21 protein-coding genes are annotated in these 20322 nt (G+C 72.5%); 6 read left to right on the top strand and 15 right to left on the bottom strand.

All coding sequences use genetic code 11. From position 1 onward, the window contains the following. The first annotated feature begins 24 nt into the window (after window positions 1-24). Window positions 25-1107 carry an Lrp/AsnC family transcriptional regulator gene (locus Aut01nite_RS05345; RefSeq protein ID WP_043522047.1) on the top strand — a complete coding sequence of 361 codons (1083 nt, stop codon included), beginning with the start codon at window positions 25-27 and terminating at the stop codon, window positions 1105-1107. On the opposite strand, the gene Aut01nite_RS05340 is transcribed toward Aut01nite_RS05345, so the two are convergent. Beyond that, window positions 1091-1342, bottom strand: coding sequence for a hypothetical protein (locus Aut01nite_RS05340; RefSeq protein ID WP_043522048.1), 252 nt, complete (start codon window positions 1340-1342; stop codon window positions 1091-1093). The genes Aut01nite_RS05345 and Aut01nite_RS05340 overlap by 17 nt on opposite strands. 78 nt (window positions 1343-1420) lie before the next feature. Here Aut01nite_RS05340 and Aut01nite_RS05335 point away from each other — a divergent pair, with 78 nt between their 5' ends. The 4 genes from Aut01nite_RS05335 to Aut01nite_RS05320 all read left to right on the top strand — a co-directional run bounded on the left by Aut01nite_RS05335 (window position 1421) and on the right by Aut01nite_RS05320 (window position 4466). Continuing rightward, window positions 1421-1831 (top strand): ribosomal maturation YjgA family protein, encoded by a 411-nt coding sequence (locus Aut01nite_RS05335; protein WP_043522050.1) that lies wholly within the window; start codon window positions 1421-1423, stop codon window positions 1829-1831. Window positions 1832-1893: 62 nt separating this feature from the next. Next, window positions 1894-2652 carry an NPP1 family protein gene (locus Aut01nite_RS05330; RefSeq protein ID WP_043522051.1) on the top strand — a complete coding sequence of 253 codons (759 nt, stop codon included), beginning with the start codon at window positions 1894-1896 and terminating at the stop codon, window positions 2650-2652. A gap of 198 nt (window positions 2653-2850) precedes the next feature. Continuing rightward, window positions 2851-3444 (top strand): eCIS core domain-containing protein, encoded by a 594-nt coding sequence (locus Aut01nite_RS05325; protein WP_052163135.1) that lies wholly within the window; start codon window positions 2851-2853, stop codon window positions 3442-3444. Between the two features lie 287 nt (window positions 3445-3731). Continuing rightward, a complete protein-coding gene (locus Aut01nite_RS05320) occupies window positions 3732-4466 on the top strand; it encodes an AfsR/SARP family transcriptional regulator (protein WP_043522052.1) in 735 nt (244 codons plus the stop codon). Here the strand turns inward: Aut01nite_RS05320 and Aut01nite_RS05315 are convergent. The 14 genes from Aut01nite_RS05315 to Aut01nite_RS05250 form a co-directional block, all read right to left on the bottom strand. Continuing rightward, entirely contained in the window at window positions 4453-5577 is a 1125-nt protein-coding gene (locus Aut01nite_RS05315; RefSeq protein ID WP_052163136.1) for a zinc ribbon domain-containing protein, read from the bottom strand. The genes Aut01nite_RS05320 and Aut01nite_RS05315 overlap by 14 nt on opposite strands. A gap of 572 nt (window positions 5578-6149) precedes the next feature. After that, window positions 6150-6695 carry a phage tail protein gene (locus tag Aut01nite_RS05310; RefSeq protein WP_043522053.1) on the bottom strand — a complete coding sequence of 182 codons (546 nt, stop codon included), beginning with the start codon at window positions 6693-6695 and terminating at the stop codon, window positions 6150-6152. Further along, entirely contained in the window at window positions 6692-8641 is a 1950-nt protein-coding gene (locus Aut01nite_RS05305) for a putative baseplate assembly protein (RefSeq protein ID WP_043522054.1), read from the bottom strand. The genes Aut01nite_RS05310 and Aut01nite_RS05305 overlap by 4 nt, the downstream gene beginning before the upstream one ends. Continuing rightward, window positions 8641-9063: a GPW/gp25 family protein gene (locus Aut01nite_RS05300; protein ID WP_043522056.1), complete on the bottom strand. Its 423-nt coding sequence runs from the start codon at window positions 9061-9063 to the stop codon at window positions 8641-8643. The genes Aut01nite_RS05305 and Aut01nite_RS05300 overlap by 1 nt, the downstream gene beginning before the upstream one ends. Window position 9064: 1 nt before the next feature. Beyond that, the gene (locus Aut01nite_RS05295; protein ID WP_043522057.1) at window positions 9065-9415 is read right to left on the bottom strand and encodes a PAAR domain-containing protein; all 351 of its coding nucleotides are present in this window, start codon (window positions 9413-9415) and stop codon (window positions 9065-9067) included. A gap of 12 nt (window positions 9416-9427) precedes the next feature. Continuing rightward, the gene (locus tag Aut01nite_RS05290) at window positions 9428-11206 is read right to left on the bottom strand and encodes a VgrG-related protein (RefSeq protein ID WP_052163137.1); all 1779 of its coding nucleotides are present in this window, start codon (window positions 11204-11206) and stop codon (window positions 9428-9430) included. Window positions 11207-11209: 3 nt separating this feature from the next. After that, window positions 11210-11905 carry a CIS tube protein gene (locus Aut01nite_RS05285; RefSeq protein ID WP_043522059.1) on the bottom strand — a complete coding sequence of 232 codons (696 nt, stop codon included), beginning with the start codon at window positions 11903-11905 and terminating at the stop codon, window positions 11210-11212. Beyond that, window positions 11905-12330 (bottom strand): phage tail protein, encoded by a 426-nt coding sequence (locus Aut01nite_RS05280; protein WP_043522060.1) that lies wholly within the window; start codon window positions 12328-12330, stop codon window positions 11905-11907. Before Aut01nite_RS05280 ends, Aut01nite_RS05285 begins: the two co-directional genes overlap by 1 nt. Before the next feature lie 114 nt (window positions 12331-12444). Next, window positions 12445-12822 carry a hypothetical protein gene (locus Aut01nite_RS05275; protein WP_043522061.1) on the bottom strand — a complete coding sequence of 126 codons (378 nt, stop codon included), beginning with the start codon at window positions 12820-12822 and terminating at the stop codon, window positions 12445-12447. A gap of 341 nt (window positions 12823-13163) precedes the next feature. Further along, window positions 13164-13370, bottom strand: a complete 207-nt coding sequence (locus Aut01nite_RS05270) for a hypothetical protein (protein WP_152628460.1) — start codon at window positions 13368-13370, stop codon at window positions 13164-13166. Window positions 13371-16252: 2882 nt separating this feature from the next. After that, window positions 16253-16411 (bottom strand): DUF6760 family protein, encoded by a 159-nt coding sequence (locus tag Aut01nite_RS05265; protein WP_173476628.1) that lies wholly within the window; start codon window positions 16409-16411, stop codon window positions 16253-16255. Beyond that, window positions 16408-16863 carry a hypothetical protein gene (locus Aut01nite_RS05260; protein ID WP_043522064.1) on the bottom strand — a complete coding sequence of 152 codons (456 nt, stop codon included), beginning with the start codon at window positions 16861-16863 and terminating at the stop codon, window positions 16408-16410. The genes Aut01nite_RS05265 and Aut01nite_RS05260 overlap by 4 nt, the downstream gene beginning before the upstream one ends. Further along, window positions 16860-17300 (bottom strand): phage tail protein, encoded by a 441-nt coding sequence (locus Aut01nite_RS05255; protein WP_043522065.1) that lies wholly within the window; start codon window positions 17298-17300, stop codon window positions 16860-16862. Before Aut01nite_RS05255 ends, Aut01nite_RS05260 begins: the two co-directional genes overlap by 4 nt. A gap of 27 nt (window positions 17301-17327) precedes the next feature. Continuing rightward, the gene (locus Aut01nite_RS05250) at window positions 17328-18875 is read right to left on the bottom strand and encodes a phage tail sheath family protein (protein ID WP_043522067.1); all 1548 of its coding nucleotides are present in this window, start codon (window positions 18873-18875) and stop codon (window positions 17328-17330) included. Between the two features lie 150 nt (window positions 18876-19025). Here Aut01nite_RS05250 and Aut01nite_RS05245 point away from each other — a divergent pair, with 150 nt between their 5' ends. Then, entirely contained in the window at window positions 19026-20318 is a 1293-nt protein-coding gene (locus Aut01nite_RS05245; RefSeq protein ID WP_052163138.1) for a hypothetical protein, read from the top strand. Window positions 20319-20322: the final 4 nt, after the last annotated feature.

The following is a 20322-nucleotide window of genomic DNA, read 5'->3' as shown; positions in this document are numbered from 1 at the left end:
GCGCTGGATTGCAGAGATCCGCCGATGACGGCCGCTGACACGCCGGAAACGCTCACCCTGGATGAGCTCGACTATCAGTTGATCACCGCGCTTCAGCTGGCGCCGCGCGCCGACTGGCAGCGGATCGGAGCGGCCCTCGGAGTGGACGGGTCGACAGCCGCCCGCCGATGGAACCGGCTCTACCGGTCCGGGCACGCCTGGATCAGCTGCCTGCCCGCCCAGATGGCGATCGCCACGGTGGTCTTCGCGATCATCGAGGTGGACTGTGTCGCCGGGCGGCTGCCCGAGGTCGCCGCCACCCTCGCCGACGATGTGCACGTGGTGACCCTGGAACACGTCACCGGCGCCCGTGATCTGCTGGTCCAGGCCGCCTTCGCCGACCACGTGCAGCTCGGCCGTTACCTCAGTCTGCGGCTCGGCATGCTGCCGGGCGTCGCCGCGTCGCGCACCCAGATCGCGGTCACCGTGCACACCGAGGGCAGCCGGTGGCGGCTGGACCGGCTCAGCGAACCGGCCCGGCGGCTGCTCGCCGGGCGGCCGCAGCAGCCGTGGTCCGGCCGCGCGTTCACCGCCGAGGACCTGGCGCTCTATCAGGCGCTCAGTCCCGACCCCCGGCAGAGCGCCGTCCGGATCGGGCAGCGGACCGGGCTCAGCCCGACGACGGTCCGGCGGCGGCTGGACCGAATGGACGCGGAACGGTCGATCGTCTACCGCTGCGAGGTGGCGCGGTACGTCTCCGGCTATCCGATCTCGGTGTCACTGTGGTGCACACTGCCGCCCGCGGAGACCGGGCGGACGGTCAGCAAGCTGAACGGGATGCGCGAGACCCGGTTCTGCGCCACCCTGTCCGGCACGGCGAACCTGCTGGTCATCGTCTGGCTGCGGTCGGTGCACGAGCTCGCGGCGTTCGAGGCCCGGCTCGGCGTGCAGGCGCCGGAGCTGACCATCATCGACCGGGCGGTGGCGCTGTGGGTGCTGAAACTGGGCGGCCATCTGCTGGATCCGCTCGGGCGGAACCTGCGGGCCGTACCCCTGGGCTTCTGGTCCGACCCGGTGTCGGACGCCGCCGAGGGCGAACTGCTGGCCCGGCTCAGACGGGCTGAGTGATCTGCTTCCGCTCGGTCCGCTCGCGGCGCCATCGCACCACCAGCCCGTAGAGGAACATCGCCGCGAGCACCCCGGGACCGCAGTGCACGGCCAGCACCCCGAGCAGGCTCGGACCGCCCCAGTCGCCCGCGTAGGTGGACGAATCGGTCACGTCGATGAGGAACGGCTCGGCGACCGCCCGCACGATGAAATACCCCGCGACGATCACGCTGAGGACTCTGAACAGCAGTTTCATACTTTCGACGGTAGGGAGGCCCGGCCGGAGTCGCATCGGGAGGAACCCCGAGACGGCCCCCGGCTTTAGGATCGCGGCATGTCGGTCAGCAATCCGCGATTTCGGCTGGCCATGGCCGGGGCCGGGCTGGGCTTCGTGGCCGTCGCCCTGGCGATCCGCGCGGTGGCCCCGATCGGCGGCCGGCTGGAGCAGTCCTCGGCGACCGCCCTCTACGCCTCGATGATCTGGGCGGGGGTTCTGGTCCTGTGGCCGCGGCTCTCCCCGGTCGCCGCCGGAGCGGCGGCTCTGGCCTGGTGCTGGGGCGCCGAACTGTTCCAGCTGACCGGCGTGCCGGCGGCGTTGTCCGAGCACAGCGCGCTGGTCCGGCTGGCGCTCGGCACGAGTTTCGACCCGGTCGATCTGCTCTGGTATCCGGCCGGTGTCGTCCCCCTGGTTGCCGTCCATCTACTGCTGCGGAAGCGGCTGGTTAAATCGAAGATCAGCTATTGACCTGATCAATCCGGCGGCGCGAGGCTGAGCGCGGTTGTCACCGCTAGGCAAGGAGCCCGCGCATGGCCCGCAGAACCCGCCGCACCGCCGTCGTCGCCGGAGCCGCCCTCGCCATGGTCGTCGCCGCCGCGACCCCGGCACTGGCCGCACCACCCACCGAACTACCCGGCAACGCCGAGGCGATCGAGACGAAATGGCAGCCGGCGTACGACTACGACACCGACGGCTGCTATCCCACCCCGGCCATCGGGCCGACCGGCGTCGTCAACGGCGGCCTCAACCCGACCGGAGCACTCAACGGCAACTGCCGCGACAACTCCGATCTGGACAACACCAACGGGTACGCCCGGTACAAGTGCAACAACGGGTGGTGCGCCATCGCGTACGGCCTCTACTTCGAGAAGGACCAGGCACTCCCCGGCACCCCCATCGGCGGCCACCGCCACGACTGGGAACACGTCGTCGTCTGGGTGCAGAACGACGTCGCCAAGTACGTCGCCACCTCGGCGCACGGCGACTTCGACATCCACCCCGCGAGCAGCGTCCGGTGGACCGGCACCCACCCGAAGATCGTCTACCACAAGGACGGCGCCGGCACCCACGCGTTCCGGCTCGCCGGCACCGGGGACGAGCCGCCGGAGAACGGGCACGGCACCTGGCAGTACCCGTCCCTGGTCGGCTGGAACGGCTTCCCGTCCACCGCCATCCGCAACACGCTGAGCGGCTACAACTTCGGCAGCGCGAACTTCGGCCTGAAGGACGGGAGCTTCACCGGCCTGCTCACCGAGGCGAAACCGGCCGGCATCACCTTCACCCCCTGACGACCCTTCCCGGGTGGGGACTCCGGCCGCGTACGGCGCCCGGGGTCCCCGCACTCGAATGACGGATGCGGGCCGCCGACGGCCATCGGGGCAGAAAGGGTGCCCGGACGGGCCGGAAGGGCGCGGACGGCGGCACGACGGCGACCGAACCGGTTAGCGTCGGACCGACTGACGACGCCGCGTGAGGAAGAGGCGCAGATGGGCAGCCAGCGGTCGGCCGACAGGTCCGCGGAGACCGGGCGGACGGTTACACCCGCCGCGCCGGCACCGCGGACGGCTTCGGGCGGACGCGGCCTCCCGGCGCTGCAGCGACTGGCCGGCAACCGGGCCGTCGGCGAAATGCTCGCGGCCCGCAGCCACGACACCGGATGCGGCGACGGCTGCGGGCACGGCGGTGCTACGGAGAACGCGACGAACCTGGTGGACACGGCGCTGCGGGGTACCGGACGGCCGCTGGACACGCCGTTCCAGCGGGAGATGGAGTCGGCGTTCCAGTCCGATCTGTCCGGTGTCCGGGAGTTCCGCGGGGCAGCCGCCGAGCGGGCCGCCGCGGCGGTCGACGCCAAGGCCTTCACCATCGGCGACTCCATCGTGTACGGAGCCGGCGGGCAGAGCCGGGAGACACGGATCCACGAGCTCACCCACGTGGTGAAGCCGATCACCACGGTGGGTTCGGCGATCGGCGGGGTGGACGTGACCGATCCGGACGGCAGCGGCGAGCGGGAAGCCGAGGCGAACGCCCGGCGCATCGCCGCGGGCGGGTCCAGCATGGTCACCGGCGGCGAGAAATAGGATCTGCGCCACAACGCGACGCTGTGAACTAGGCGACAATGGGACCGCTCCCAAAGCCCCTGTGGATCACCCGGACGATCATCCATCGGCCCTGCTGAGGGCCCGGAAAGACCAGATCCGGGCGACTTTCCCAAGATCATGCGTAATAGAAAGTTTCCCATACGAGATCTCCCGTTCTCGCCCGGTAGTCGTTGATACTCGTCCGGGTCGGCCACGATGACCGTCCACGAAGGCCCCCACTCCTTGCCCGGACGGCCGACCACGACCCGATGCCCACGGGAGAGATCATGACGCTGCACTGGTACTGCTTCGGCGGTTTCCGGATCGAGGAGGACGACGGACGGGGCCGGGATCTCGGCGCCATCCGCCCACGCAGCCGCACCCTCCTGCGTTACCTGGCCGCCGCCGCGGGTCGCCCGGTGCACCGCGAACAGATCATCGACGCGCTCTGGCCGGAGATGACCGGCCCCGCGGCGCTCAACAACTTCCAGGTGGCGGTCTCCACCCTGCGCACCTTCCTGGAGCCCGGCGTGGCCCGCGGGGCGTCCCGGCACATCGTCCGGGACGGGGCGACCTACCGGCTGGAGACCGAGACGGCCGACCTGGACGTGGCGGCGTTCGCCGCGGCGTACCGGGCCGGCCGGCAGGCCGCCACGACCGACCCGGCCGAAGCGATCCGGCAGTTCCGGGCCGCGCTGCAACTGCACGCCGACGACCTGCTCCCCGAGGACGGGCCCGCCGACTGGGCCGTCGCCGCCCGCGAACGGTACCGGGCACAGGCCGCCGAAGCCGCCGGCATGCTCGCCGACCTCGAACTCGGCGCCGGCCGGCCGGTCGCCGCGGCCCGGGCGGCCCGGCGCGCCCTCGACCTCGACCAGCACCACGACGCCGGCTGGCGACTGCTCATCGCGGCCCAGGTGCGGGCCGGCGACCAGGCCGCGGCAGCCCGGACCCGCCGCCAGTACGAGAGTGTCCTGCACACCCTCGGCGTCTCACCGGACGGCGCGCTCAGGGTCGCCTGAACACCTCGATCTCACCGATCGCCGGAACCCTGCCGCCGCCCAGGCCGTAACCCGACTCGATCGTCAGGCGCATCCTCGCCACGTCACCGACCGCCGTCTCGAAAGTCTGCGGGCCGGCCCGGTCGACCAGGTGAAACCGCTGATCGGTACGCGAACCGTCCCGTGACCACAGCGACAACAGCACATCAGCCGGCCGGCCGTCAGCGGCGTACTTCTGCTGCTGCGGCGACACACCACCGTGGACGATCACGCTGAGCACCCGGATCGGCTTGTCGAAGGCCAGTTCCACCCAGGCGCCGCCGCCCTTCCCGGCCGCCGGCGCCCAGTACCGGTTGCTCAGCCCGTCGCTGACCAGTTGGGCGTCGTGCCCGCGGGCGGCGCTGGAGGCGGTCACCGCCGAGGGGGTGATCAGCTTGGGGGTGGCCGTCCGGTCCCGGATGGTTTCGAGCAGGCCCGGGCCGTACCGCAGACCCGCCCAGGCCAGCAATGCCACCAGGACCAGCACCAGCAGGATCGCCAGCAGGCGGCGCAGCCGACCACGGCCCTTGGGCCAGCGCAGACGGAACCGGCGGCGGGCACGGGTGGCCGGCGGAGCGGCCCGCAGCGACTGACCGCAGCGGCGGCAGAAGGACCGGTCGGCGGGATTGGGGGCCGCACAGTTCGGGCAGGTCACCTCGCCGGAAGTGTCCGGGACGTCGGTGAACTCGCGCAGAACCGGGCGCGGGGCGACCGGACGGCCCGGCTGGACCGCGCCGGGCTGCTCGCCGGAACTCTCCTTCGGCACGACGATGGGTTCAGCGATCGGCCGGAGGGTGGCCTCGGCGACCGGGATGACGAGAGCGGCGGCCCGGCTACGAGCGGACGGCGGCGCCTCCGCAGCCTTCCCGGCCTCTTTCACCGTCTCCGCCACCGCCTCCTTCAGAACCTCCCGCACCGCGTCCTTCGCGACCTCCCGCACCGCATCCTTGGCGGCCGCTTCCCTGACGGTCTCCGCCACCGCCTCCTTCGCAGCTTCCCTCGCCGCACCCTTCGCAGCCGCCTTCACCGCCGCTTCGGTGGCCGCCTCCTTCACGGCCTCCCTCGCCGCCGCTTCGGTGGCCACGTCTTTCACGGCTGCCTTCGCTGCTTCCCTCACCGCCTTCTTGTCGACCGAGATACCCCTTTCGTCCTTCATTGCCGACGCCGCAGCTGGAACCGAAGGAGTGGGAGCGGGCAAGGGTTTGGGAGCAGGCGCAGATGCGGAAGCGGGCGCGGGTGTGGGAGCAGACCCGGGTGCGGGTGCGGGCGTGGACGCCGACGTGGAGGTAGGGGCGGAAGAGGGCGCGGAGGTACGGGCAGGAACTGAGCCGCCGGGCGCAGGCGCAGAAAGCGGAGGCGCGGATGCGGGGGCGGAACCCGAGGGCTCGCGCGCCGAGACCGGAGGCGCGGGCTCGGGGGCGGAAGGTGGAGACGCGGGCGCCGAAGGCGCGGATGTGCGAGCACGAATCGAGGACGCGGGCTCCGGGGCAGGGACCGGAGGTGCGGAGGCGGGGGCTGAAACCGGGGGCGCCGGCGGTGCGGGGGCAGGGGCGGCGACCGGGGGCGGGGGTGCCGGAGTGGGGTCCGGCCAGTCCAGGAAGGCGCCACAGACGCCGCAGAAGGCGTCGCCCCGGGTGACCGGGGATCCACAGTTGTCGCACAGGGTCATGCCGGCACCACCTCGACCCGGCACGGCACGTGGGCCGGCCGGTTTGCCTCGACGAATTCACGGAGTCGTTCGGTGAACGCGGTGGACGGGCCGGTGGCCCGTACCCGTACCAGAAGATCGGGTCGGGGGCTTCCCGGCAGCCGCGAACCCGGTGTCGCGGACCAGGCCGTGCCACCGCTCTCGATGATCTCCGCCTCGACCCCGAACACATCCCGGATCTCCGCCGCCAGACCGGCCGCGGTGCCGCGGACCCGATGGGTGGCGACCGCCGTGCGGACCGCGTTCCGGCGCTGCGCGGCGGGCCGGTCCGGCCCGGCCGTGGCGCCGACCCATCCGCCCAGCCAGTCGACGAAGTCCTCGGGTGCGAGATCCGGTGACAGGTACGCCCACAGACTGTCCAGAGTGGCCTGGACCGGCGCGATCACCTGGTCGAACCCGTCGGTCATCCGTTGCGCCAGATCGTCGGCCGCGTACACCGCGGGCAGTCGCCGCCCCAGCGGATCCGGCGACCGCAGCTCCGGCACCGCGGCTCGCTCGCTCATCGTTCCTCCACCCGGACCTGGTGCTGGTGTGAGAAGACCAGCGCGTGCCGGTCCAGTTCGAGGCGGGTGACCTCGTCGCCGCGCCGGCCGGTGAGCGGGTCGGCCGGGAACATCCGGACCTCCTCCACGACCTCGACGCCGGGCAGCCGTTGCAGCACCCCGAACACCTCGCCGGAGTGCACCGGCCGCCCGAACGGCCAGCCGTGGCCGTCCGGCCCGCCCTGGAGCGGGTCGAGATACCGGTACAGCGCGCCCTCCGCCTGGACCCGCAGCCGTACCGCGGAGACGTCGGGGCGGGGCCGCAACCGGGCGACCACGGTGACGCCCTGGTAGTAGGGCGGTTCGACGACGAGGCGGGCGCCGATCGGGCGGCGGCGGTCGAGGTCGGCGGCGATGGCGGCGAGCATGTCGTCGCCGGGCACCAAATCCTCGAACGGCAGCCGCCCGGCCTCGTCCGGCACGGCGGCCGGGACGACGAGCAGCCGTACCCCGCCGGCGTCGCTGCCGTCCCCGGCGGGCAGGCACCGGACCCGGGCCGCGGCCGGCGCGGCCTGCCGGGCGAGCAGTTCGTAGTCGGCGGCGGTGACCGCCCGGTCCTGGGCCCGCAGTTGCAGCGGGCCGCGGGTGCGGGCCTCGGTCACCGTCTCGCCGTCGACGCCGCCGAGGGCGGGGCCGCGGTTCTCCACCACGCTGATGTACGGGATGGTGCTGCGCAGCACCGACAGCGCCCGCCGGGCCACGTTCCCGTGCCGCCCGCCGCCGGTCCGGTATCGCTGGATGCGTACCCGGGCGCCGACCGTCGGCACCGCCCCGTACTGCCGCAGGGTGCCGTCGGCCTGCCGCACCGCCGGCCCGAAGCCGACCTCGCCGGTGGTCCGGTTCACGGTGACGTGCCTGTCGAACGGCCCGGAGGCGGCGAAGTCGTCCACCTCGGTCCACCGGGTCCAGGTCTCCCCGTCGGAGGTCTCGACCACCAGTGGCTCCCCGTCGGCGACGATCGGCGGGCGGGAAACCACGAAATTCTGTCCCGGTACGCCTTCGGCGTCGCCGAGCGTCTCCTCGGTGACCGTCTCGGCGTGCATGGCCGGCGCCGTCCCGCCGATGGTGGCCGCGACGACCGCCCGCACGGTCGGCGACTGGGTGTAGAACGGCTGTCCCGGCCCGGGTTCGACGAGCCGGCAGCGCAGCCATCCGGCCGCCTGCCCGCCCTGCGCCGAGGTGACGTGCCCGGCCGGCACGTGCAGGATCACGTCGCCGGGCCGGTTGAGGCCGCCGGTGTCGTCGCGGTCGATGTCGCAGGCGGTCCAGCCCTCGCCGGTCCACGCCTCCCAGACCAGCGGCGGCTGCCGCGGGTCGACGCCGACGCCTTCGACCCGGCTGTCGAGTTCGAGCAGCACCGCGCAGGACGGCACCGGCGCGGACAATCCGATCAGCAGGCTGTCGCCGGCCGTCGGCGTCTCCTGGAAGACCGGCACGTCCCGGCCGTCGGTGACCGCGTCGAGCAGGTCGGCGGGCGGGCCGGCGGCGGGGTGGCGGCGGAGCCGGGTGAGCCGGCACGGCACGATCGCCAGGTCGGCCGAGGTGGTGAAGACGACGGCGTCCTCGGTGGCGGTGCGTTCGGTGGCGACCTCGGCACCGGCCGGCACCAGCACGGGCTGTTCCTGCGGGCCGGAGAGCCAGAACGTGACGCCGCCCCGGGCCGCGGCCGGCGGGAAGAGCCGGATCCCGATCAGGTCGAGGAAGGACAGGTAGTTCTTCTCGGGCACCCGGTTCAGCCGGTAGATCAGCTGGTCGACCATGTGCGCGAACGCCTCGATCAGCGTCACGCCGGGGTCGGAGACGTTGTGGTCGCTCCATTCCGGGGCGCGCTGCTGGACGAATCGCTTGGCCTCGTCGACGAGTTGCTGGAAACGGCGGTCGTCGAGGTTCGGGGTGGGCAACGGCATCAGGCGGCGCTCTCTGCGGGGCCGTCGTCGTGCGACGGGATGACGTAGAACGGGAAGACCAGGTTGCGCGGATCGTTGGTGCCGCGGATGGCGTACCGCACATCGATGTAGAGGACTCCGGCGTCCTCGTCGTCGAAACCGACCACGACGTCGGTGACGTCGATCCGCGGTTCCCAGCGGTCCAGCGCCCGGCGCACCTCGAAGGCGATCCGCCCGGCGGTGTTCTCGTCGGCGGGCGCGAAGACGTACTCGTGCACGCCGCAGCCGAACTCCGGGCGCATCGGCCGTTCGCCTGGCGCGGTCGCCAGGATCAGCCGGATCGCCTCGGCGATCTCCCGTTCCCGGCTGACCAGCGCGATACCGCCTGTGGCGTCGACCCGCAGCGGGAACGCCCAGCCGTTGCCGATGAACTGTTCGGCCACCTCAGCCTCCGATCAGGACGGTCGGCGCGCCGGCGACGATCCGGGCGTTGCACACCACCTGGTCGAACTGGCGGGCCGCGGGGAATCCGCCGATCATCACCTGCCCGCCGATCCGGGGCGGCGTGGGCGGCCGGACCACGTTGGTGGCCAGGAGCGCGTGGTGCGGCGTGCAGACGGCGGCGGTGCCGACCACCGCGGCCGGCTTGCCGGCGATGAGCACGGACGCCACGCCCATCACCGGGGGCAGGCCGGCTCCCGGCATGCCGAGCACGCCGGTGGGCGGCCCGGGCACCATCGGGGCGGCCAGGTCGCTGATCGGATCGCCGATGCGGGCGGCGGGCAGGTGCGGCATGGGAGTCCCCCGTCAGTTCAGCTTCACGATGGGCGCGTGGATGTTCGCCTCGAGCGCGCCGGCGACCTCGACCCGCCGGCCCTTGAGAGTCAGGTCACCGCGCCCGGCGTCCAGGGTGATGCCGGTGCCACGGACCTCGATCGAGCCGGTCGCGTCGATCTCGATCTTGCCGTCGGCGTGCACCACGATCTTCTTGTTGCCGCGGTCCAGGAAGACGACGAGCTTGTCCTTGGCGGTGGCCAGCCGGATGCCCTTCGGGTTGAGCCGGGCGTCGAGCAGCTCGACCCGGTCGCCGGCGCGGGAGGCGAACGAGCGCCGGTTCACCTTGCCGGTGGTCCGGTCGATCAGGTCGGGCTGGTGCGGCGACGGGTCGTCCTTGCCGTTGTAGAGGCCGCCGATGACGTACGGCCGGTCCAGCAGACCCTGCTCGAAGCCGACCAGCACCTCGTCGTTGATCTCCGGGCAGAAGACGCCGCCTCCGCCGACACCGCCCAGCTGGACGGTCCGTACCCAATCGGTCTGGTATTCGGCGTCGTCGGTCAGCCACGGGAACCGTAGCCGTACCCAGCCCTGGTTCTTCCGCCTGGACGCCCGCCCGGCCTGCCGCGGATCGGCGTCCACCTTGGTGTCGGTGACGATGCCGATCGCCATGCCGGGCACCCGGACCGGCCTGGCCGGCGCCGCCGAACCACCGGCCAGGCCGTAGACCGACCGGTCCTGGCGGCCGCTGACCGTCACCCAGGTCTCGTAGACCGCGCCCGGCGCGAAGACGTGCCGGCTCGACGTGATCGTGTATCTGCCGTCGAACTCCGGGCCGACCTTCTGCAACGACATCGGCACCCCGGCCCGCAGCTCGGGACGGCCGCGCACGCCGACCTCCAGCTCGGCCAGCGCCGCCGTCACGTCGGCCGCGACGGCCTGCGCCACCACCCGGGTCTCGGCCTCGGTCTCGTACGGCACATCGGAGACGTTCAGGCCCGCCCCGCCCTTGGCGAACGCCTGGATCGCCTTCTGCGGCGTGGTCCTGATGTCCAGTTCGGTGCTGCCGGTGACCGGCAGCCGTGTCTTGATCGATTTCTTCCGGACCGGGTCCCATCCCCGTACGGTCACCGCCGGCACCTGCCCGACCGAGGTCACCGTGGAGCGGACCGACAGCACGTTGTTGCCCGCCTCGACCACTTTCGGGCTCTGCTCGGCGGTCAGCCCGGCGCCCGGCGCGGTGGCGGCCCGTTCACTGGCCCGGAAACAGAACTTCCCGTCGACCATCAGCACTTCGGCCTCGTTGTCGACGGCGAGCATCTTGAGGAAGTCCCAGTCGCTGACGTTCGGCTGGGTGACCATGTCGTACGACCTGGTGAACGAGTCGATCCGCCCGATCGGCAGGCCCGCGGCGCCGGCCAGCTTCCGGGCGATCATCGTCGGCGTCTGCTTGACGAAGCCGCGGACCCGCTGCCCGCGCATCAGCCGGTGGGACAGGTCGAGCGCGCGGACCACCGAGAACGTGCCGTGCCCGTCGTGCTGCGACTCCAGGGTGACGATCTCGCCCTGGAAGAGCAGGATCGGGGCGGTACGCCCACGGCGTACGCGGATCGTCACCTTCGTCCCGATCTTCACGGTGTTCTCGCCGTAGAAGACCCCGTGCTCGTCCCGGAACCGCAGCTCAGCCACCGCCGCCAGGTTGCTGCTGTCCTCCACGGTGGCCGAGACCAGCCGCCGCTCCCACTTCCTCGGCAACTGCCCCGGCAGACCGACCTGCAGGTTGTTGACGTGATCGGTGCCGGCTCCCGCCACGCCTCATCCCTCCACGGCGGGCAGCAGCAACTGCCGGCCGGGTCGCAGCCGCACGGGATCGTCGATGTCGTTGGCCTCCGCGATCACACGCCAGGCGGTCGGATCGCCGTACTCCCGGTACGCGAGCATCTCCAGGGTGTCGCCGGCGACCAGCCGGTGCACCCGCTGCGCGGTGAGCGCGCCGGAGGTCGGGTTCTGGCCCGGCGTCGACCCGCTGATCTCGGTGAGAGTCAGGGAGCAGGTCGCCCGCAGCGGCGTACCGTCCGGGTCGAACAGCTTGTACGTCGCGTCGATCTGACTGACGTACGAGTAGAAGGACACCGTCTGGAACTGCCCCCAGCTGAACTTCACCCACGGCGGCGACGGCGCCTTCGCCGCGATGCTGGCCTTCGTCGGCACACAGCAGGTCAGCAGCTTCTCCACCCGCTCCTGCACGGACCGGTCGTGGGTGTCGGTGGCGTCCAGGAAGACGGTGAGGCTCAGGGTGCGCGGCCCGGAACCGCTGAACTCGGCCACCCCGACGTCCTCCGCCGCCCGCACCACGTGCGGAATCCAGTTCGCCGACTTGCTGAGCGACAGCTCGTTGGGGTTGAACATGAACCGGATCGGCCCGCCGACCGGCCCACCCGGCTGATCCCCACCGGCCGGTGGCGGTTGATAGAGCTGCAGGCCCGCGGTCACCTTCCCGGTACGGGCCATCAGTCGCTCACCTCGGTGAACCCGTGATAGGCGAGCTCGATGCTCTCCGTGGCCACCTCGGACCGGCTCGGGTCGAAACTCGGCCCGGACCAGCGCACCAGCACGACATCGGCCAGCCCCCACTGCACCAGCAGCGACCGGTCCGGTTTGAGCGCGGCGATCTCGGCGGTGCCGCGGCGCACCCGCTGCGGCAGCTTCGACAGGTACTTGAACACCTTCGCCGTGTCGTCGGTCAACGGCCTGGTCAGGGTCACATTGGTGTAGATCAGGCGAGACGGCAGCTGCCAGACGAAGTCGTTGTTGCCGCCCTCCTGGTGCTCCTCCAGCTCCACCTGGATGCCCAGCCCCTCACAGGAGTTCCACTCGCCCAGATCGATGCTGTCGATCCGCAACCGGAAGTGGACGCTGGTCCCCGGATCACTCATTGCCACTCCTCCGAACCCTGCTGGTCGTCAGTGCTGTCTCCACGGGCGTGAGACAGCGCTGACGACCAGCCGGGGTCTTCCCGCCGGGACCTCTGACACATTCACGGCTACCGGTCATCGCCAGCCGTCCCGCAGCCGACCGGACCGTTCCCGGCTGGTGCGCATCTCGGCCCGCAGCAGACGCTGAACCGGATCGGTCAGCCGGTGCGCGAGCGCATCGAGATGCTCCCGCCGGAACAGCTTGATCAACTTGTGCAGCTGGCGGTCGTCGAGTCGCTTCAGCAGCGCGTCGACGTGCCGCGGCTCCAGCCGGTTGAACAGCGTGTCCAGATCCGGCGGCGCCGCAGCCGCCTCCCGGGCCGTGGACGGCGCCCCGGAACCGCGGGCCCCCGTCGACGACGCGCCACCACGGGCCGCGGGCCGTGACCCACCCGCCCGCTGCGCCGGCGCCGGGGAACCACTCCCCGCCGGCGGCTCCGGCGCACGCCGCACGACCGGCGGCTGCCCGGCGGCAGGTCGGTCCGGCTTCCGAAAACCCTGCTGTGGTACGGAATCCGCACGCCGGCCCGCACTCCCCGCACCGGCGGACGAGCCGTCGGCCGGAACAGCCCGCTGAATCAGGTCGGCACGCGGGCGCACCGGATCCGCGCCGCCCCCTGCCGGTCCGGCCGTACCGGAACGCGGCGGCGCCGGCCGTACCGGAGCCGGCCGCCGAGCAACCGCATCCCCGGTCCCTTCACCACCCGCCGCCCGCGGTCCCGCTCCGGTACGCGCCGGCACCGCCCGGACCACCGGCCGCGCCACCTCCGCGGCGCCCCGTCCCGAACCCGCCGTCACACCACCGCCCGCCGCGGCCGATCCATCACCGTGCCCCGAACCCGGCGCAGCACCACCGCCCACGGCCGGCCCATCGTCGTGCCGCGAACCCGGCGCAGTACCACCGGCCGCGGAAGCAGGCGTACCGCCCAGCGCCGGGCCACCGTCCGAACCACCGCGGCCCGCACCCGCCCTCGCAACGACCAGCCCACCTGTCCCCGCACCGGAACCACCGCCCCGGCCCGCACCCGTCAGCGCAGCACCGGAACCACCGCTCCTGCCGGCACCTGGCCGCGCAGCGCCGGAGCCACCGTCCCGGCCCTCGCCCATCAGCGCAGCACCGGAACCACCGCCCCGGTCCGCAGCACCACGCCCACCGCTCCGCACCGGAGCACCGGGGGATTCGCTCTGATCTGCATCGGTCACCGCCGAACCGGAGGAACTGCTCAGGCCCGGCCCGGTCACCAGGAGGCCAGATGCGGATATATCGCCTCGCCCGGCAGCACCGCGGCCCGTGCCGGACTCAGACGTGGCATGTGCCGGATCGGCCACGGACCGCTGTACCGGCGGCACCCCGCCGGATCCGGCCGAGCTCGGCAGACCCGCCCGCCGAACGAGCGGCACAGGCGTGACCACACGACGGGACTGCTCGCTCGGCGAGGCCGCATCACCCGCCGGCCGCATCCCCGGTTCGGGAGTCGCGGAGTCCCGCACGAACGGAGCCGAACGCGGCGTCACCACGCCCTGCGGCGAAGCCGCCTCGAGGGCCGGCGAGACAGACGCCGGGGCCTGCGCCGGCGCGGTGGCACGCTGGACAGATTCGCCGGCACGCTGCACCGGTGCGTTGGCACGCTGCACGGGCGTCGTGCCCGGTCGCACCCCTTCAGCGGCTCCGGCTGCCCGGCCTACCGGCGGCGAATCCGACATCGACGACGGCGTCCCGGCGAGCGGGGCCCCGAGCCCGGCACGGCGCGGCGTGCCGGCGTCCGGCGAGACCCGCGGGCGTACGCCAGGCATCCGCCCACCGTCACCCGGCTCCTGCCGGCCCGCGGACGCTCCCGGACCAACGGCACTGTCACCCCCGGACGCCCCGCCCGGCCCGGAGCCGGCAGTTCCGGCCACTGCGGACGGTGATTCCGCCGGGCCCGCCATCGGGCTGCGCTGAACCGGCCGCGCGGCGACCACCGGCGGAATGGGCAGCGACGCGCCTGGGTCCGTCGCCGACGGCGGTTCGATCTGCCCGGACGCCTCGGGTCCAACACGGCCGCCGGACGAGGACGAGCCCGCCCGGCCGCCCGCAAGCCCGGCCGCGCCCGAACTGGACGAGGACGACGGCGAAACGGGACCGGATCCGCCGGACCGGCTTCGCTCGGCCGATGAGGACCACGCGACAACCTGGCCAGGGCCGCCGGTCTCTCCCTGACCGGCAGGGGAAAGCGTTGGCATGACAGGGCCGGGCCCGCGCGCGTCATCCCGCCCGGCGGCGGAAGGCGGCACCGGATCCGACCCACGGCCGGCGCCCCGATCGGCGGACGACGGCTGCGGCACCGGGCCACGAGTTTCCTCCCCGCCGGCCGGGGCCTTGTCACCGGGAGTCGCCGGGGATCCGGGCGCGCCCGGCCGGGCGGTCCGCGCCGCGGGCGGCTTCGGGCCGCCGGTCGGGGGAGACGTCGGGTTCGGTGTTCCGGGCCGCACCGGTTCCCGCGATCCGGAACCCGTCGAGTTGGTGGGTGGTGAGCCGGCCCTCGAGGGAGGCCCGGCTGTCGCCCCGGGGACGGCACCCGGTGTGTTCCGGGCCGGCGGATTCACCGGTCCGCTGGATCGCCGCGTCTCCGGCCCGGCAGGACGGAACGTTCCACCGTCCGGTGCGGCCGAACCGAACCGCGCGGTCGGCGGCGCTCCCTCGAGCGGCTCGCCGAGGCCCACGGGACGTGCCCGCCGCGCCGGAGCCCTGCCGCTGTCCACAGACGACGGATCCACCGGCCGCGACATCGACATGTCGGCCGCCCGCTGCACGAGCGGTTCGACCCGACGTTGCGGCATGTCGACCGCGCTCTGCGCGAGCGGATGCGCCTGACGTTCCGGCGTGTCGACCGCACGCTGCACGAGCGGTTCGACCTGACGTTCCGGCATGTCGACCGCGCGCTGCACGACCGGTTCCGCCCGACGCTCAGGCCGTGCCGTGGTCGGCGACTCGGCCCCGGCCGGTTGCCCGGCGTTCTGGCGCTGTGCCGGACGGTTCAGCCGCGCGGCCTGCCGTCCCGTTTCTCCGGCGCCCGTAGCGGAGGCATGACCCGTACCGGAGGCCTGGCCCGTACCGGAGGCGAGGCCCGTACCGGAGGCCAGGCCCGCACCGGAAGCCGGGCCGCCTCGATCGGCCCCGCCGGATCCGCCGTCCTCGGAACCGGCAGCCCTCGCGACCGGCAGCCTCGGCACGGAAGGGCGGGGCGCCGCCGACCTGGGCCGCGCGGGCAGCCGCCGAACCGGTTCGGGCGGTCGCGCGGACACCAGCGACCGGTTCCGCGCCGTGGCCTGTACCGGCACGGCGGCCCGTGCGGAACGGGATCCTGCCACTGTCGCCGGATCCGGCGAGCCGGACCGGGACTCCCCCGGTTCCGCGCCGGCGGCGGCGTGCAGCCGGGCGCCCTCGGCCGGGGCACGCTGCACGAGCGAGGCGTCGGCCGGGGCTCGTCGCGGGGCCGGAGCATCCCCCGGGGCGCTCTGTGGATGCCGTGCGGCTGTCGAGGCCGGGGCGGGGGCGGCCGACGACGGCGGCCGGGTTGCGGGTGCGGGACGGAGCAGGTCGCCGATGACACCGGCCGGTGCCGCGGGGTCACGGCGCGGTTCGTACGGCGTACGGAAGGAAGGGTCTCGTCTTGTGCTGAGACCCGCGCTGAACCGGTCGCCGTCGCTGAGCAGGCCGACCTGCCGGGCCGCCAGGACGGGCCGGATCGGGGGCAGGGACGCCCAGCCGGGATCGCGGGCGGCGCGGGCTGACCGTCCGGGATCGGCGTCCGCCGGACCGGTGGCCGCGGGTGCCGGCCCGGGTTCGGCGGGCTCGGTCCGCGGCCCGCGGCGCCGCAGCCTGTCCCATACCGCCATGGTGCTATCGAACCTCGTTCATCCTGGTGTTGATCCGTGCGATCTCGTCGACCCAGCGGACCCGTTCGGCGTGCGGGAGGTCGAGGATCTCGGGGCGGGGCCAGTGGAAGTGGTAGGCGACGTACGCGACCTCCTCGTGGAGCCGGTCGGCCCCGTACGTCACGATTCCCCCAGGCGGCTGCCGGCCAGGTCGACGTCGAAGGAGTTGTCGCAGTGCGGGCAGGTCACCTCGGCGAGGGTGTGCCCCTCCGCGTTGATCCGCCGGTACAGGTCCTGCAGGAAGGCCAGGTCGGAGGCGAACAGCCGCTCGATCGTCTCGGCCCGGATCGTGGTGATCGTGCCGATCCGGGTGACGACCAGGCTGAGCAGGACCACCGACAGGTACGCGGGGTTCTGTTTGACCCGCAAGTCGATCAGCGGCGCGAGCTCGTCGCGAGCGGTGGCCAGCCGCATGGTGCCGTCCCGGTGCACGCCGCCGTCCTCGTCGACGTACCCGCGCGGGAGCTGGAAGGTGAACTCGGTCTGCAGCCGCGGCGGCGCCGGAACGTCCGGCGCCACCGCGTGCTCCGCCGTGAGCGTGTCGAGATCTCCGCCGGAGACACTGCGCCGTCTCATGACGTGCTGATGTCCTCGTAGACCACGGTGACCTTCTCGGTGGCGGCGGTGGCGTCGCCGGCCTTGAGGCTCGGGCCCTCCCACTTGTTGACCCAGGCGTTGGTCAGCTCGAAGCGCCGACCCTCCTGGCGCTGCGAGTCGTTGATGATGATGCTGATGTGCCGCCGGGCGTCGTCGACGGCGCCGTCCAGGAACGTCTTCTTGATCCAGTCGGTGAAGGCGCTGCTCTTGTCGAGGCCGCGGGTGATGGTGCACTCGCCGCCCTTGCGGGCGCCCGGGATCTTGCGGATGACCAGCTCGCCGGTCGGGGTGACCTGCTGGACCTCGATGGCGTCGAGTTCGAAGGTCAGCCCGCTGACCTCCTGCACGTACTCGACCTGGATGCCACCCAGCTCGATGGAGAAACTGTGGACGATGAGGGTGTCGCCACCGGCCATGGTCGCCGCCTTTCCTGACTACTCGTACTACTCGTTGACGAGACTGGTGCTGTCGGAGAACTGCGAAAGCCGGAAGACCACGAACTCGGCCGGCTTGACCGGGCAGATGCCGATCTCGCACACGACCTGCCCGCGGTCGATGACCTCGGGCGGGTTCGTCTCGCTGTCGCACTTGACGTAGAAGGCGTCGGCGGCGGTGGCCCCGAACAGGGCGCCGCGACGCCACTCCTCGGTCAGGAACGCGCCGATGTTGCGCCGGATGGTGCCCCAGAGCCGCTGGTCGTTGGGCTCGAAGACGATCCACTGGGTGCCGAGGAGGATCGACTCCTCGATGTAGTTGAAGAGGCGGCGCACGTTGACGTACCGCCAGGCCGGGTCGGAGGAGAGGGTGCGCGCGCCCCACACCCGGACGCCGCGGCCGGGGAACGCCCGGATGCAGTTGACCCCGATCGGGTTGAGCAGGTCCTGCTCGCCCTTGGTGACGTTGTTCTGCACCTCGACGACGCCGCGCAGCACCTCGTTGGCCGGGGCCTTGTGCACGCCGCGCTCGTTGTCGGAACGCGACCAGAGCCCGGCGACCAGTCCGCTCGGCGGGATGAGCGCGTTGCGGCCGCCGGCCGGGTCGAAGACCTTGACCCAGGGGTAGTAGAGGGCGGCGTACTTGGAGTCGTAACCGGCCGTCTCCTGCCGCCAGACGCGCACCTGCTGGGCGGTCAGGTCCGGCGGAGTGTCCAGGATGGCCAGCCGGTCGCCCATCTGCTCGCAGTGCGAGATGAGCGCGAGCTGCGCGGCCTTGACGTCCTCCAGGGCGAGCGCGCCCTGCTGGTACGCCGCCATCAGGTCGGGCGCCACCACCATGGTGATCTCGTCGATCGCTTCCAGGCCGCCGAGGCCGGAGCGGCTGTCGACGTCACCGGCGAACTCGTCGACGGAGAGGCCGGCCGGGACGACGTCGGTGCCGGGTGCGGGGGCGGGCAGGGTGATCGTCTGGTTGGCGGGCCGGGCCAGCGCGTTGGCGGCGGCGGCCTCCTCCAGCACGATCAGCTTGGAGTGCTCACGGACCTGGTTGACCACGTTGTTGTCGGAGCGGCGGCGGAACGAGCCCTGGAAGGTCTCGGCCTGCTGGCCGCCCTGGTGCACGATCAGCCGGAACTGGTCGTCGCCGGCGCCTTCGCCCTCCGGGTCGGCGATCTCGACGGTGACCTCGGCGCCGGAGCCGGGGAGGGCCGCGGCCCGGAACGTACCGATCTTGGCGGGTGTGCCGTTGGGCAGGCTCTTCTGACCGTTGCTGCTCGCGGCGCCGGCGGCCGGTGTGCCACCGACGCGGACGACGTACGCGACACCGCCGCCGTTGGCGAAGTAGCCGTAGACCGAGTTGGCCAGGTAGGTGCCCTCGACCATGCCACCGAACACCTGGACGTACTGGCTCCAGTTGGTGACCAGCGTCGGCGTGTGGAAGGGACCCTTCTCCGCGAACCCCACGAACGCCGCCACAGCGGTGCCGACGCCCTCGATGGGACGCGAACCGCTCGGCGCCTCCTCCACGTAGACGCCGGGAGACAGGTACGTCGGCATGCGGAACCCCTTCAGACCCGTAATGGTGGACGCTGCCAGCCTCGCCGGGACGGTCCTGCCCCGCCAAGGTCCGTCGGGGCGTCGGCGGGGGCAGAAACGTTGCCCGCACGGATGCCGGGCGCCGGGGCGTGCGGGGTGTTGACTGGCGGGATGTTCCACGGACGAGACGCCACCAGGCAGGAACCCCGGCAGAACACGGCGGCGGCGGTCCGCGCCGACCGGAGTCCCGATCGTTCCCCGGCCGTGGCCCGTTTGCACCTGCTGCAGCGCACCGCGGGCAACGCCGCGGTCGGGCAGGTGCTCCAGCGTGTCCCGCTCACCCCGCAGGAGGAGCAGCGCCGGGAAGGGCTGATGAGCCAGGTCATCAAGGTCACCCCGGCCGGTTACGCCGCGGCGCACGGCGTGGCGGACGTGACCGCCCTCAACCGGTCGCAGATGGCCGACTACCTCCAGGTGGCCGTCCACGACGATCTGGAGATGGCGCAAGGACTGGCCCCGGCGGAGCACGAGGCCCGGATGGCTCAGATCAAGAAGGACATCAAGAGCCTGAGGAGGGCTCTGGTCAGGCTGCCGGAGGGTGAGCAGATCGGGGAGCCGGCCCGGTTCCTCAACGAGGCGGTCCCGTTCCTCAACGAGATTCTGAGCAGCACGCGCAACCGGGACAACCGCTACAACGTCGCCCCGAAGGACGGGCACCAGCACAACACCCTCAATCCGGACGCCATGACGACGACCTGGGCGGACGATCGGGAGATGTGGGCCAAGACCGGGTCGGCACTGGGCAATCCGAAGTTCAAAGAGCGCAGCGTCCCCGCGCAGTCCTCCCGTCAGCTGGCGGTGCGGCAACTGCCGTGGGGGCAGGCCAGGAAGATGCTGCCCCGGCCGATGCTGAACCTGCTCTTCGACGTGCGGTACCAGCTCGAGAGCGGTGGTCTGGTGGACGAGCGCACCCCCGACGAACGGCAGCGGAGGGTGAAGAGCCCGACCGCACCGGGCACCCTGCGCAGCTGGCATCAGGACGACGCGGGGAAGCTGCCGGATCGCGCCGCGGACGTCCCGGCGGAGAGCGCGCTGTTGCACGACCACTACGACCGCAGCTCACAGAGTGGAGCCGGATCGTCGATCCAGACCGCCGCGCAGGGTCCTCGCGGCCTGGCCGAGTACACCGGGACCGGCTCGAACAGCGAACACAACACCAAGATCGTCCTCGACTACAAGAGCAAGAAGGTCTATCTGACCCTCACCCACTACCAGTTCTGGGCGCTGGCCCAGGTCAACGGGACGACCGAGTTCTGGCCGCTGGAGACCCAGGACATGGCGGACGCCGAGGGCCGGATGAACCGGACGGCCACGGAGAAGGGCGTCGCCCGCGACAGCGCCACGCTGATGAGCCCCTGGGTGGAGATCCAGATGCTCGACCTGGCGGCGTGGCCGGCCCGCTGACGGC

Origin of the sequence: Actinoplanes utahensis, from assembly GCF_016862455.1 — a bacterium.
GTDB lineage: Bacteria > Actinomycetota > Actinomycetes > Mycobacteriales > Micromonosporaceae > Actinoplanes > Actinoplanes utahensis.
The sequence above is the reverse complement of the archived record's forward strand: the minus strand, read 5'-3'. Positions and strand labels throughout refer to the sequence as shown.

Bases quoted from the DNA above. Each gene is read 5' to 3' on its own strand.
- Aut01nite_RS05325 (WP_052163135.1), top strand. From the start codon at position 2,851: ATGGGCAGCCAGCGGTCGGCCGACAGGTCCGCGGAGACCGGGCGGACG.
- Aut01nite_RS05330 (WP_043522051.1), top strand. From the start codon at position 1,894: ATGGCCCGCAGAACCCGCCGCACCGCCGTCGTCGCCGGAGCCGCCCTC.
- Aut01nite_RS05320 (WP_043522052.1), top strand. From the start codon at position 3,732: ATGACGCTGCACTGGTACTGCTTCGGCGGTTTCCGGATCGAGGAGGAC.
- Aut01nite_RS05280 (WP_043522060.1), bottom strand. From the start codon at position 12,330: ATGAGTGATCCGGGGACCAGCGTCCACTTCCGGTTGCGGATCGACAGC.
- Aut01nite_RS05245 (WP_052163138.1), top strand. From the start codon at position 19,026: ATGTTCCACGGACGAGACGCCACCAGGCAGGAACCCCGGCAGAACACG.
- Aut01nite_RS05260 (WP_043522064.1), bottom strand. From the start codon at position 16,863: ATGAGACGGCGCAGTGTCTCCGGCGGAGATCTCGACACGCTCACGGCG.
- Aut01nite_RS05295 (WP_043522057.1), bottom strand. From the start codon at position 9,415: ATGCCGCACCTGCCCGCCGCCCGCATCGGCGATCCGATCAGCGACCTG.
- Aut01nite_RS05255 (WP_043522065.1), bottom strand. From the start codon at position 17,300: ATGGCCGGTGGCGACACCCTCATCGTCCACAGTTTCTCCATCGAGCTG.
- Aut01nite_RS05310 (WP_043522053.1), bottom strand. From the start codon at position 6,695: ATGAGCGAGCGAGCCGCGGTGCCGGAGCTGCGGTCGCCGGATCCGCTG.
- Aut01nite_RS05305 (WP_043522054.1), bottom strand. From the start codon at position 8,641: ATGCCGTTGCCCACCCCGAACCTCGACGACCGCCGTTTCCAGCAACTC.
- Aut01nite_RS05285 (WP_043522059.1), bottom strand. From the start codon at position 11,905: ATGGCCCGTACCGGGAAGGTGACCGCGGGCCTGCAGCTCTATCAACCG.
- Aut01nite_RS05345 (WP_043522047.1), top strand. From the start codon at position 25: ATGACGGCCGCTGACACGCCGGAAACGCTCACCCTGGATGAGCTCGAC.
- Aut01nite_RS05335 (WP_043522050.1), top strand. From the start codon at position 1,421: ATGTCGGTCAGCAATCCGCGATTTCGGCTGGCCATGGCCGGGGCCGGG.
- Aut01nite_RS05250 (WP_043522067.1), bottom strand. From the start codon at position 18,875: ATGCCGACGTACCTGTCTCCCGGCGTCTACGTGGAGGAGGCGCCGAGC.
- Aut01nite_RS05340 (WP_043522048.1), bottom strand. From the start codon at position 1,342: ATGAAACTGCTGTTCAGAGTCCTCAGCGTGATCGTCGCGGGGTATTTC.